At 72.1% G+C, this 12,522-nt stretch carries 11 protein-coding genes; 8 read left to right on the top strand and 3 right to left on the bottom strand.

Going from position 1 to position 12,522, the window contains the following annotated elements:
• The first annotated feature begins 29 nt into the window (after nt 1-29).
• The 7 genes from ACFOSY_RS28015 (at nt 30) to ACFOSY_RS28045 (ending at nt 7,977) form a co-directional block, all read left to right on the top strand.
• Nucleotides 30-839 (top strand): NAD-dependent epimerase/dehydratase family protein, encoded by an 810-nt coding sequence (locus ACFOSY_RS28015; protein ID WP_394311961.1) that lies wholly within the window; start codon nt 30-32, stop codon nt 837-839.
• Between the two features lie 841 nt (nt 840-1,680).
• Complete coding sequence (locus ACFOSY_RS28020; RefSeq protein WP_394311964.1) at nt 1,681-2,451, top strand: DeoR/GlpR family DNA-binding transcription regulator; 771 nt, start codon at nt 1,681-1,683, stop codon at nt 2,449-2,451.
• Nucleotides 2,452-2,536: 85 nt separating this feature from the next.
• Complete coding sequence (locus tag ACFOSY_RS28025) at nt 2,537-3,907, top strand: ABC transporter substrate-binding protein (protein ID WP_394311968.1); 1,371 nt, start codon at nt 2,537-2,539, stop codon at nt 3,905-3,907.
• Complete coding sequence (locus ACFOSY_RS28030; protein WP_394311970.1) at nt 3,904-4,845, top strand: carbohydrate ABC transporter permease; 942 nt, start codon at nt 3,904-3,906, stop codon at nt 4,843-4,845. Before ACFOSY_RS28025 ends, ACFOSY_RS28030 begins: the two co-directional genes overlap by 4 nt.
• Nucleotides 4,842-5,693 (top strand): carbohydrate ABC transporter permease, encoded by an 852-nt coding sequence (locus ACFOSY_RS28035; protein ID WP_394311972.1) that lies wholly within the window; start codon nt 4,842-4,844, stop codon nt 5,691-5,693. The genes ACFOSY_RS28030 and ACFOSY_RS28035 overlap by 4 nt, the downstream gene beginning before the upstream one ends.
• Nucleotides 5,690-6,679: a zinc-dependent alcohol dehydrogenase family protein gene (locus ACFOSY_RS28040; protein WP_394311974.1), complete on the top strand. Its 990-nt coding sequence runs from the start codon at nt 5,690-5,692 to the stop codon at nt 6,677-6,679. Before ACFOSY_RS28035 ends, ACFOSY_RS28040 begins: the two co-directional genes overlap by 4 nt.
• A 128-nt stretch (nt 6,680-6,807) precedes the next feature.
• Nucleotides 6,808-7,977, top strand: a complete 1,170-nt coding sequence (locus tag ACFOSY_RS28045) for a TerD family protein (RefSeq protein ID WP_394312071.1) — start codon at nt 6,808-6,810, stop codon at nt 7,975-7,977.
• Nucleotides 7,978-8,060: 83 nt separating this feature from the next.
• Here ACFOSY_RS28045 and ACFOSY_RS28050 read toward each other — a convergent pair whose 3' ends face one another.
• Nucleotides 8,061-9,497 (bottom strand): hypothetical protein, encoded by a 1,437-nt coding sequence (locus ACFOSY_RS28050; RefSeq protein WP_394311976.1) that lies wholly within the window; start codon nt 9,495-9,497, stop codon nt 8,061-8,063.
• A gap of 208 nt (nt 9,498-9,705) precedes the next feature.
• Here ACFOSY_RS28050 and ACFOSY_RS28055 point away from each other — a divergent pair, with 208 nt between their 5' ends.
• Nucleotides 9,706-11,535 (top strand): endonuclease/exonuclease/phosphatase family protein, encoded by a 1,830-nt coding sequence (locus ACFOSY_RS28055; protein ID WP_394311978.1) that lies wholly within the window; start codon nt 9,706-9,708, stop codon nt 11,533-11,535.
• Between the two features lie 113 nt (nt 11,536-11,648).
• Here the strand turns inward: ACFOSY_RS28055 and ACFOSY_RS28060 are convergent, their stop codons facing one another.
• Together ACFOSY_RS28060 and ACFOSY_RS28065 are read right to left on the bottom strand one after the other, a co-directional pair.
• Nucleotides 11,649-12,008, bottom strand: a complete 360-nt coding sequence (locus ACFOSY_RS28060) for a DUF3618 domain-containing protein (protein ID WP_394311980.1) — start codon at nt 12,006-12,008, stop codon at nt 11,649-11,651.
• Nucleotides 12,005-12,421 (bottom strand): phage holin family protein, encoded by a 417-nt coding sequence (locus tag ACFOSY_RS28065; protein WP_136239272.1) that lies wholly within the window; start codon nt 12,419-12,421, stop codon nt 12,005-12,007. Before ACFOSY_RS28065 ends, ACFOSY_RS28060 begins: the two co-directional genes overlap by 4 nt.
• Between the last annotated feature and the right edge of the window lie 101 nt (nt 12,422-12,522).

A 12,522-nucleotide genomic window follows, 5' to 3' on the forward strand; every position in this document is an offset into this window, starting at 1 on the left:
TCCGGCCGGCGCCGCAAGGAGATTCGCAGATGCCCGCTCCCCGCACCGTCCTGCTCACCGGCGCCGCCGGCGGACTCGGCACGCTGATGCGGGAGCTGCTCCCGCCCTACGGCTACGAGCTGCGGCTGTTCGACATGCGGCCGGTCGACGGCGCGCCCGACGCGATCGTCGGGGACCTGGGCGACCGGGACGCCGTGCGCGAGGCGGTGCGGGGCGTCGACGCGGTGGTGCACCTGGCGGGCATCTCCCTCGAAGCGTCCTTCGACAAGATCCTCAAGGCCAACATCGAGGGGACGTACCACCTGTACGAGGCCGCCCGCGAGGAGGGCGTACGCCGGATCGTCTTCGCCTCCTCCAACCACGCCGTCGGCTACACCCCGCGCCCCCAGGGCGACGACCCGCTGATCCCCGTCGACACGCCGCGCAGGCCGGACACCTTCTACGGGCTGTCCAAGTGCTTCGGCGAGGACCTGGCCCAGCTGTACTGGGACAAGCACGGGGTGGAGACGGTCTCCGTGCGGATCGGCTCGTGCTTCCCGGAGCCGACGAGCGTGCGGATGCTGTCGGTGTGGATGAGTCCGGCGGACGGGGCGCGGCTGTTCCATGCGGCGCTGACGGCGGAGGGGGTGGGGCACACCGTGGTGTACGGCTCCTCCGCGAACACGCGGTTGTGGTGGGACCTGGGGTCGGCGCGGGCGATCGGCTACGAGCCGCGGGACGACTCCGAGCGGTACGCGGAGAAGCTGATCGCGGAACAGGGCGAGCTGGATCCGCGGGACCCGTCCCACGCCCACCTGGGCGGCCACTTCGTGACGAACCCGCCCATCTGGCCGTACTGACGGCCACCGGGGTGCCGGTAACTGTTGTACGCCGGGTGCGGGCCACAGGGTGGCTGATCGCGCAGTTCCCCGCGCCCCTGAAGGGGCGCTGCCCCCGCCGCCTGCGGGCAGTCGTGCCGCTGGGGCGGCACGGGTGGGCGCAGGCGGCACCCTCGAGCGGGCCTGCGTCACACCTCCGTACGGCCACCAGGGTGCCGGGCACTGTTGCACGCCGGGTGCGGGCCGCGCGGGGCTGGTCGCGCAGTTCCCCGCGCCCCTGAAGGGCGCTGTCCCCGCCGACTGCGGGCAGTCGTGCCGCTTGGGGCGGCACGGGTGGGCGCAGGCGGCACCCCCTAGCGGGCCTGCGCCGCACCCCCGTACGGCCACCGGGGTGCCGGGCACTGTTGCACGCCGGGTGCGGGCCGCGCGGGGCTGGTCGCGCAGTTCCCCGCGCCCCTGAAGGGCGCTCCGCGCCCCCGGCGGCCACCGGGGTGCCGGGGACTGTTGTATGCCGGGTGCCGGTCGCGCTGTGGTTGCGCGCGCAGTTCCTCGCGCCCCTGAGGGGCGCTGCCGCGCCCGGCGGCGTGAAACGCACCCCCCGTGGACACGGACGGGCAGGAAGCGGGCGCGCCCGCACCGACAACCGGGCACGGAGTCTGCCCGCTCTCACCCCCCACCCAGGTCCGAGCCGGGCACCCGCCCGCCCACCCGGGCACAACCGGGCAGCAACGGACCCGCAACAAGCCTGGTCAGCACCCGGCCGTCGCTGTAGAACTTCTTGGCAACAGCCCGAACGGGCAACCGAGCAACACCACGCACCACCAAGCACCACAGCGGCAGCGCAGAAAGCAGGGGTCCGGCCATGCCCAACAGAACGGCCGAGGAGCGGCAACGCGAGATCGTGCGGGTGGCCCGCGCCACCGGCTCGGTCGACGTGACCGCGCTCGCCGCCGAGCTGGGCGTGGCCAGGGAGACCGTCCGCCGCGATCTGCGCGCCCTCGAGGACCACGGGCTGGTCCGCCGTACCCATGGCGGCGCCTACCCCGTGGAGAGCGCCGGCTTCGAGACGACGCTCGCCTTCCGCGCCACCAGTCACGTCCCCGAGAAGCGCAGGGTCGCGGCCGCCGCGGCCGAGCTGCTCGGGGACGCCGAGACGGTCTTCGTCGACGAGGGCTTCACCCCGCAGCTCATCGCCGAGGCCCTGCCCGCCGACCGGCCGCTCACCGTGGTCACCGCCTCCCTGCCGGTCGCGGGCGCGCTCGCACAGAACGGCAACGCGACCGTGCTGCTGCTGGGCGGCCGCGTCCGCTCCGGGACGCTCGCCACCGTGGACCACTGGACGACGAAGATGCTCTCCGGCTTCGTCATCGACCTGGCGTACATCGGCGCCAACGGGATCTCCCGCGAACACGGCCTGACCACGCCCGACCCGGCGGTCAGCGAGGTCAAGGCGCAGGCGGTGCGGGCCGCCCGCCGTGTGGTGTTCGCCGGCGTCCACACCAAGTTCGGAGCGGTCAGCTTCTGCCGGTTCGCCGAGGTCGGCGCGCTGGAGGCGATCGTGACGAGCACCCTGCTCCCGGCCTCGGAGGCCCACCGCTACTCCCTGCTCGGGCCTCAAGTCGTACGGGTGTAACCCAACTCTCTCAGCACCACGTCCCCACGGGCCCGAACCATGCCAGGTGACGCCCGATGTCTCCCTATACGTCCAGGAGCGATCCATGCGAACCCAGAGCCGACGGAGGCCACGAGGCGTACTCGCCACGGCCGCCGCAGGGACGCTGATCGCCCCGCTGCTCTCCGGCTGCTGGGTCGGAGCGGGCGGGGCCGGATCCGGCGGCGACGCCATCAACGTCCTGATGGTGAACAACTCGCAGATGGTCGAGTTGCAGAAGCTGACCGCCGCCCACTTCACCAAGGAGACCGGCATCAAGGTGAACTTCACCGTGCTGCCGGAGAACGACGTCCGCGACAAGATCAGCCAGGACTTCGCCAACCAGGCCGGCCAGTACGACGTGGCCACCCTGTCCAACTACGAGATACCGATCTACGCCAAGAACGGCTGGCTGAAGGAGATGGACCCGTACGTCGCCGAGGACACGGCGTACGACCAGCAGGACATCCTCGAGCCGATGCGGCAGTCCCTCACCGGCGAGGACGGCAAGCTGTACGGCCAGCCGTTCTACGGCGAGTCGTCGTTCCTGATGTACCGCAAGGACATCTTCGCGGAGAAGGGCCTGACGATGCCGGCCCGGCCCACCTGGCAGCAGGTGGCCGACCTGGCCGCGCAGGTGGACGGGGCCCAACCCGGCATGAAGGGCATCTGCCTGCGCGGACTGCCCGGCTGGGGCGAGGTCATGGCGCCGCTCACCACGGTGGTCAACACTTTCGGCGGCACCTGGTTCGACAAGGACTGGAAGGCGCGGCTCGACTCCCCCGAGTGGAAGAAGGCCGTCAACTTCTATGTCGACCTGGTGCGTGAGCACGGCGAGTCCGGCGCGCCCCAGGCCGGCTTCGCCGAGTGCCTGAACAACCTGACCCAGGGCAAGGTCGCCATGTGGTACGACGCCACGTCCGCGGCCGGCTCCCTGGAGGCCGACGGCTCCCCCGTCGCCGGGAAGATCGGCTACGCGCCGGCGCCGGTGGAGGAGACGGAGTCGTCCGGCTGGCTCTACACCTGGGCGTGGGGCATCCAGAACGCCTCCCGCAACCCCGACAACGCCTGGAAGTTCGTCTCCTGGGCGTCCAGCAAGGAGTACGAGCAGCTGGCCGGCGAGAAGGTCGGCTGGTCCAACATCCCCGCCGGCAAGCGCGCCTCCACCTACGCCAACCCCGACTACCGGGCGGAGGCCTCCGCCTTCCAGGAGATGACCAAGCGGGCCATCGAGCAGGCCCGTCCCGACGACCCCGGCGTCCAGCCCCGCCCGGCGCCCGGCATCCAGTTCGTCGGCATCCCGGAGTTCACCGATCTCGGCACCAAGGTCTCCCAGGAGATCAGCGCGGCCATCGCCGGACGCCAGTCCGTCGAGGAGGCCCTGAAGAAGTCCCAGCAGCTGGCAGAAGAGATCGCCGAGGAGTACGAGGGACGATGACCGCCACGACCACGGCCCCGACGGCCGTACCACAGACGTCCGCCGCACCCGGCCGGCCCTCCGCCCGGCTGCGCGCCTGGGCCACCCGCGCCCCGCTGCTGCCCGCCCTGATCTTCATGATCGTGGTCACCCAGCTGCCGTTCGTGGCGACCCTGGTGATCTCGTTCTTCGACTGGAACTCCCTCTACCCGGACGCCCGTCACTTCGCCGGGTTCGCCAACTACCAGGAGGTGCTGACCGATCCGGCGCTGCGCAAGTCCGTCTGGGTGACCGTCCTGCTCACCGTGGGCGTCGTCCTGGCCAGCCTGGTGATCGGACTGCTCCTCGCGCTGCTGCTGGACCGGAAGTTCCGCGGCCGGGCCGTGGTGCGCACCCTGCTCATCGCGCCGTTCCTGGTGGTCCCGGTCGCCGCCGCCCTGCTCTGGAAGCATGTCCTCTACAACCCGGAGTACGGCCTGCTCAACGGTCTGCTGCACTACGTCGGCGGCCCTCAGCCCGACTGGATCTCCGGCACCCCGCTGCTCGCCGTGCAGGCGTCGCTGGTGTGGCAGTGGACACCGTTCATGATGCTCATCCTGCTGGCGGGGCTGCAGAGCCGGGACCAGCAGCAGATCGAGGCGGCCCGCGTCGACGGGGCGAGCGACTGGCAGATCTTCGTGCACATCACGCTGCCGCATCTGCGCCGCTACCTCGAACTGGGCGCCCTGCTCGGCTCGATCTACATCGTGCAGAACTTCGACGCGGTGTTCACGCTCACGTCCGGCGGTCTCGGCACCGCCAACCTGCCCTACACCGTGTACCAGACCTTCTACCAGGCGCACGAGAACGGTCTCGCCTCGGCGGCCGGCGTCCTGGTCGTCATCGGCTCCATCGTCATCGCGACCTTCGCCCTGCGCGTGGTCTCGTCCCTGTTCCGCGAGGAGGTGTCCCGCGCATGAGCAGCACCACCGTGAACACCCGCGGCCGGTTCCGCGGCGGAGCGGGTCTCGGCCTGGTCGCCTGGCTGGCCGGCATCGTGTTCTTCCTGCCCATCGCCTGGATGGCCCTGACGTCCTTCCACTCCGAGACCGACGCGGCCACCAACCCGCCCTCGTGGGGCGCCGCCCTCACCCTGGACGGCTACCGCGAGTTCTTCGGCTCGGGCGGCGGCGCCAGCCCCTGGCCCGCCCTGATCAACTCGACGGTCGCGTCGGTGACCTCGACGCTGCTGGTCCTGGTGCTGGCCCTGCCCGCCGCCTACGCCCTGTCCATCCGCCCGGTGAAGAAGTGGACGGACGTCCTGTTCTTCTTCCTCTCCACCAAGATGCTGCCCGTGGTGGCCGGCCTGCTGCCGATCTACCTGTTCGCCAAGAACGCCGGGATGCTCGACAACATCTGGCTGCTCGTCATCCTCTACACCTCGATGAACCTTCCGATCGCGGTGTGGATGATGCAGTCCTTCCTCTCCGAGGTCCCGGTCGCGGTCGTCGAGGCCGCCCAGATCGACGGCGCCCGGCTGCCGACGGTGCTGACCCGGGTGATCGCCCCGATCGCCCTCCCGGGCATCGCGGCGACGGCGCTGATCTGCTTCATCTTCAGCTGGAACGAGCTGCTGTTCGCCCGGGTCCTGACGGGCGTGGTCGCCGAGACCGCCCCCGTCTTCCTGACCGGCTTCATCACCAGCCAGGGCCTGTTCCTGGCCAAGGTGTGCGCCGCGTCGCTCGTCGTCTCCCTGCCGGTGCTCGCCGCGGGGTTCGCCGCCCAGGACAAACTGGTCCAGGGCCTGTCGTTGGGAGCCGTGAAATGAAGGCCGCCGTCATCGAGTCCGTGGGCCGGGCCGTCGTCACCGAGGTCCCGGACCCGACACCGGGCCCGAGGGACGTCGTCGTCGAGGTCGCCGCGTGCGGGCTGTGCGGGACCGATCTGCACATCCTCCAGGGCGAATTCGCGCCCAAGCTGCCGATCGTCCCCGGGCACGAGTTCGCCGGCGAGGTGGTCGGCGTCGGCTCCCAGGTCACCGAGGTGGCGCTCGGCGACCAGGTCGCGGTCGACCCCTCCCTGTACTGCCACGAGTGCCGTTACTGCCGTACCGGCCACAACAACCTCTGCGAGCGCTGGGCGGCGATCGGCGTCACCACGGCGGGCGGCGCCGCGCAGTACGCGGTGGCGCCGGTGGCGAACTGCGTCAAGCTCCCGGAGCACGTCCGCACCCAGGACGCGGCGCTGATCGAGCCGCTGTCCTGCGCGGTGCGCGGCTACGACGTGCTCCAGTCGCGGCTCGGCGCCCATGTGCTGATCTACGGCTCCGGGACCATGGGCCTGATGATGCTGGAGCTGGCCAAGCGGACCGGCGCGGCGAGCGTCGACATGGTCGACCTGAACCCGGCGCGCCTGGAGACGGCCCGCAAGCTGGGGGTCACCGCGTCCGCGGCCACCCCGGACGAGCTGGACCGGCCGCAGGGCTGGGAGCTGGTCATCGACGCGACGGGCAACGCGGCGGCGATCCAGGACGGGCTGAACCGGGTCGCCAAGGCGGGCACGTTCCTCCAGTTCGGCGTCGCCGACTACGCGACCCGCGTGGAGATCGACCCGTACCGGATCTACAACCAGGAGATCACCATCACCGGCTCGATGGCCGTTCTGCACAGCTACGAGCGCGCGGCGGAGCTGTTCGCGAACGGCGTCCTCGACCCGGACGTCTTCATCAGCGACCGCCTCCCCCTGGACCAGTACCCGCAGGCGCTGGAGCAGTTCGCGGCGGGCGTGGGCCGCAAGATCGTGGTGGTGCCGTAGCCTTCCGGCTCCGCGGTGCGGGGCGCGGGCGCCGGGGTGGATCCCCGGCGCCCGCGCCCCTTCCACCGAACGGACCACAGGTAAGGGAACGGTAAAACGGCCTCGCTCGTTCACCCGGCATGACAGCTATGACCCCCGGCTCGAACATCCCTCTTCCCACCGCCCGCGTGACGGTGGACGTCGCCGCGCCCGTGCGGCTCGACGTATCGGGCCTGCTGCTCACCGCCGACGGCAAGGTGCGCTCCGACGACGACTTCATCTTCTACAACCAGCCCGCGGGCCCGGGCGTGACCTACCGCTCCGGCGGAGGCACGGCCCCCGACGCGATCACGGTCGACACCGCGGCCGTACCGCCCGGCATCGAGAAGATCGTCGTGACCGCGAGCCCCGACGCGGCGGGCCAGACCTTCCAGGGCATCGAGCCCACCGCGACCGTCCGCGACGCGGACACCGGCGCCGCCCTGGCGACCTTCACACCCCCGCAGCTCGGCGCGGAGACGGCCCTGGTGGTCGTCGAGGTCTATCTGCGCAACGGCGCCTGGAAGGTCCGGGCGGTGGGCCAGGGCTACGCCAACGGCCTGGCCGGCATCGCCACGGACTTCGGCGTCACGGTCGAGGAGCCTGCCGCCCCGGCCCAGCCGGTGACCCCGCCGGCCCCGCAGGCCGCGCCGCCCGCCCCGGCGGCTCCCCCGGCCCCGCCCGCCGCCGCGCCCGGCACCGGCAAGATCAACCTCGACAAGGGCCGGGTCAGCCTCCAGAAGAACCAGACGGTCTCGCTGGTGAAGGGCGGCCGTCCGCTGCTGTCCCAGGTGAAGATGGGTCTCGGCTGGGAGCCCGCCTTCCGCGGCAAGGACATCGACCTGGACGCGTCGGTGATCGCGTACGGCCCGCAGCGCAACCACCTCGACAGCTGCTACTTCGGCAAGCTCCAGATCCTGGGCGGCGCGGTGCGGCACTCCGGTGACAACCTCACGGGCGAGGGCGCCGGCGACGACGAGGTCATCACCGTCGACCTCGGCCGCCTCCCCATGGAGGTCTCGGGCCTGGTCTTCACGGTGAACTCGTTCTCCGGCCAGAAGTTCACGGAGGTCGCCAAGGCGTACTGCCGCCTGATGGACGCCACCACCGGCGAGGAGCTGGTCCGCTTCGACCTGACCGGCGCCGAGCCGCAGACGGGCGTGCTGATGGCGAAGCTGATCCGGCAGTACTCCGGCGAGTGGGAGATGACCGCGATGGGCGAGTTCGTCAAGGGCCGCACGGTCCGCGGCATGGTCAAGCCCGCCGCCCAGGCCCTCTGACCCGCCCCGTCTCCACCGGCGTCCGGCGCCCCTCCGCGAGGGGGGGCGCCGGACGTCTCGTTCACGCCGGGGCGCGCCCCCCCTCAACCCCCGTGCTGGGAGCGCGCCTTGAACGCCGCCTTCCGCGCTTCCTTCGCGATCTTCTTGTCCGGGTGGAGGCGTCCCATCGCCTCCAGGACGTCCGCCGTGGCCGGGTGGTCGACCCGCCACGCCATGTCGAAGAAGCCGCTGTGCTGCCGGGCCAGCCCCTCCACCAGGGAGCGCAGCTCCTCCGAGTTGCCCTCCGCGGCGAGCTGCGCGGCCACCGTGTCGATGGTGAGCCAGAAGATCATCGCCTCGGACGGCGGCGGCACGTCCGGGGCCCCGTGCTCGGCGAGCCACACCCGCGCCAGACCGCCGAGCTCGGCGTCGTCCAGGACCTCCCGCAGCGCGGGTTCCGCGGCGCCGCCCACCAGCGACAGCGCCTGCTGGCAGCGCAGCCGCCGCAGCGGCGCACCCTCGTCCGCGCCGCGCGCCGCGGACAGCAGCTCGCGCGCCGCCTCCAGCGGCCGGCGCCGCTCCAGCCAGTGCTCGGTCTCGGCGTGGGCGGCGGCCGGCGGGTACCCGGCCGTGCCGTCGAGCAGCGCGTCGGCGCCCTTGTCCGCGAGGTCGCCGACCGCGGGCGCCTCGAAGCCCGCCTCCAGCAGCCGGGCGCGCAGCCCGTACAGGCCGAGCGGGGTCAGCCGCACCAGGCCGTAGCGGGCGACGTCCGTCTCGTCGACGGGGGCGGCGGGCTCCTCGTCGGCGTCGGCCATCAGGTCCTCGTCGAGCGGCCGGTACTCCACCAGCCCGACGGGCTCCAGCATCCGGAACTGGTCGTCCAGCCGCATCATCGCGTCGGACACCTGCTCCAGGACGTCGTTGCTGGGCTCGGCCATGCCGTCGGGCACGAGGACGGAGGCGGCCAGCGCGGGCAGCGGCACCGGGGCGTCGCCGGCCTTGTCCTCGCCGACGGTCAGCAGATACAGGTTGCCGAGCACCCCGTCGAGGAACTCCGCCTCGGCCTCCGGGTTCCAGTCCAGCGCGTCGAGGTCCAGCTCCCCCGACCCCTCGCCCCCGGCGATGGCGTCGACCAGCCCGCCCAGGTCGGGCACGCTCGCGTCGCCCAGCACCGTCTCCAGCGCGCCGAGCCACACGCCCAGCACGTCCTGCGGCGAGCCGCCGGTGAGCAGCGCCAGCTCGTCGCCCGCGCGGACGGTGCCCTCCTCCTCGTCGACCACCTCGACGAGCCCGGTGTCCACGGCGACCCGCCAGGCCTCGCCGGCGTCGGCCGCCGCGTCCTCCCCGCTCAGACCCAACTCCGCGGCCGCATCGGGGAGCTGCTCCTCCACCAGTGAGCCGCCGGCGTCCACCCGGGTCGCGGGACCGGCCCAGCGGGCGAGCCTGGCGGCCCGGGACAGCACCGGAGTGGACAGGGCGTCGCGCGCCAGCTCCGCTTCGGGGCGCAACCGCGCCGGCGGCAGGATGGAGCTGTCTGACATCGGCTGAATCTCCTAGTGCCCTCTACGTCTCAGCCGCTCAGCCTAGACGGATTTCCACCCATGCCGCCCACTTCATCTCCGCGTCAGCCGGCGTACATGGCCGAAACCTTGACAAGTGGCCTGACCAGGCTGGACATTGACGCGCGTAGACAGGGCGTGTTCCGCACCGCACCCGCCCACCCTCGTTCCGGTCCCCGGAGGGAATCCGTTGCCGAGCAAGCCGTCCGCGCGCCTCGCCGCGCTCACCGTCGCCGCCGTGTGTTCCGCGGCGTCCACCGTCGTCCTCACGACACCCGCGCACGCCGAGTCCGTGCGCGTCCACGACATCCAGGGCGACACCCGTCTGTCGCCGTTCGCCGGCCGGCAGGTCACCGACGTGACCGGCATCGTCACCGGCATCCGTACCTACGGTTCCTCCCGCGGCTTCTGGATCCAGGACCCCGCCCCCGACGCCGACCCGGCCACCAGTGAGGGCGTGTTCGTCTTCACGAGCTCCACCCCGCAGGGCGTCGCGGTGGGCGACGAGGTGTCCGTCTCCGGCACGGTCTCGGAGTACGTCCCCGGCGGCACCTCCTCCGGCAACCAGTCGGTCACGGAGATCACCAGGCCCACCGTCACGGTCGTCTCGCGCGGCAACCCGGTCCCGGCCCCGGCGGCCCTCGACGCCCGCACGGTCCCGGCCGCGTACGCGCCGCAGGGCGACCCGGCGGCGAACGGCTCGGTCAACGCCCTGCCGCTGCGTCCGGGCGCCTACGCCCTCGACCTGTACGAGTCGCTGGAGGGCATGAACGTGCGGGTCGCCGACGCGCGCGTGGTCGGCGCGACCGACCCGTACACGGAGCTGTGGGTCACGGTGAAGCCCCACGAGAACCGCAACCGGCGCGGCGGCACGGTCTACGGCTCGTACGACGCGCAGAACACCGGCCGGATCCAGATCCAGTCGCTGGGCAAGGCGGCCGACTTCCCCGACGCGACCGTCGGCGACGTCCTCGCGGGCGCCACCACCGGGCCGCTGGACTACAACCAGTACGGCGGCTACACCCTGGTCGCGAGCGAGCTCGGCACGCTGACGCCCGGCGGCACGGAGCGGGAGACGACCCGCGCGCAGCACCGCTCCGAACTCGCCATAGCCACCTACAACGTGGAGAACCTCGACCCGTCCGACGACACCTTCGCCGCGCACGCCGAGGCGATCGTGCACAGCCTCTCCTCGCCCGACATCGTGTCGCTGGAGGAGATCCAGGACAACAACGGCGCCACGGACGACGGCACGGTCGCCGCCGATGTGACGCTGGCGAAGCTGATCGACGCCATCGAGGCGGCCGGCGGCCCGCGCTACGACTGGCGTGCCGTCGACCCCGCCGACAAGCAGGACGGCGGCGAGCCGGGCGGCAACATCCGCCAGGCGTTCCTGTTCAACCCGGCCCGGGTGTCCTTCACCGACCGGCCGGGCGGCGACGCCACCACGGCGACCGACGTGGTCAAGGTCCGCGGCAAGGCGGCCCTGACCCTGTCCCCCGGCCGGATCGCCCCGGACTCGGCGGCGTTCGAGGACAGCCGCAAGCCGCTGGCCGGCGAGTTCGTCTTCCGCGGCCGCACGGTGATCGTCATCGCCAACCACTTCTCCTCCAAGGGCGGCGACCAGGGCCTCACCGCGCAGTACCAGCCGCCGGTGCGCGGCTCGGATACGCAGCGCCACCTCCAGGCTCAGGAGGTCCACGACTTCACCGCGAAGATCCTCAAGGCGCAGAAGAACGCGGCGGTCGTGGCGCTCGGCGACATCAACGACTTCGAGTTCTCCCGCACCACCCGCATCATGGAGGGCGGCGGCGTGCTCTGGTCGGCGATCAAGTCGCTGCCCGCGTCGGAGCGTTACTCGTACGTGTACCAGGGCAACAGCCAGGCGCTCGACCAGATCCTGATCAGCCCGTCGATCCGCCGCCCGTGCTCGTTCAGCTACGACAGCGTGCACATCAACGCGGAGTTCCACGACCAGATCAGCGACCACGACCCGCAGGTTCTGCGCTTCAGGCCGTGACCGCGCCGTGGTGACAGGCGGCGGGGGACGGGAAGCGGCTGTCCGCTTTCCGTCCCCCGCCGCCCTCCGGCCCGCACCCGGCGCCGGATCACCCCGGCCTCGCGGCCCGCCCGCTAGTGATGGCGGCGCTGCATCATCACCGCCGCCCCCACGGCCAGCATCACCAGCGCGCCCGCGGCGGCCACCAGCTGCGTGCGGTGCTGCTTGCCGACCTCGCCGGCATGCGCGGCGCTGCTGCGCATCTGCACGCTCATCGCGCCGGCCCGGTCCTTCAGTTCGTCGGCGCGCGCCCGTGCCCGTGCCTTGACGTCCATCTTCCCGGCCAGTTCCTCGACGGTGTCGCCGAGTTCGTGCCGGGTCCGTTCGATCTCCCGGCGCAGCTCGTCGGGGCCCTTGGCCCCACGCGCCGCCTCACTGCCGGCGTCCACGTGGGCTCCCGACGGGGACGCCGAGCCCTTCACCTCGTGCGTCATCGGTGCGCCCTTCCCTTGATCTCCTCGACGTCGGCCTTCACGCTGCCCAGCGTGCGCTCCGGCTTGGGCGGCGTGGCGCGGCGCAGCTGCCCGCGTCCGGCCAGCGCCAGCACGCCGGCGATCAGGAACAGCACGCCCGTGATGATCAGCGCCGCCGCCCACAGCGGCAGCACCAGGTCGAGTGCGGCGATTCCCGTGGCGGCCAGCGCGAGCAGACCCGCGTATCCGAACGCCCCCGCCGCTCCCAGCATCCCGCCGCCGACTCCGGCCCGGCGCCCCTTCTCCGCCAGTTCCTCCTTGGCGAGCGCCACTTCCTGCCGTGCGAGCCGCGAGATCTGTTCGGTGGCCTGCCCGACGAGCTCGCCGACGCTGTGCTCGTCGCGTACAGGCCGTTGTTGGATGGTTCCGGCCACGGTGCGCCTCCTCTCGGTGGGGTAACCCGAGTACCCCCGCGCGCTGCGCCCTATCCCTCAAGCAACGCTTACGGATATCGATGAGAACCTGTAAGTGGACC

Source organism: Streptomyces lusitanus (assembly GCF_042647945.1).
In the GTDB taxonomy this organism is placed as follows: domain Bacteria; phylum Actinomycetota; class Actinomycetes; order Streptomycetales; family Streptomycetaceae; genus Streptomyces; species Streptomyces pseudogriseolus.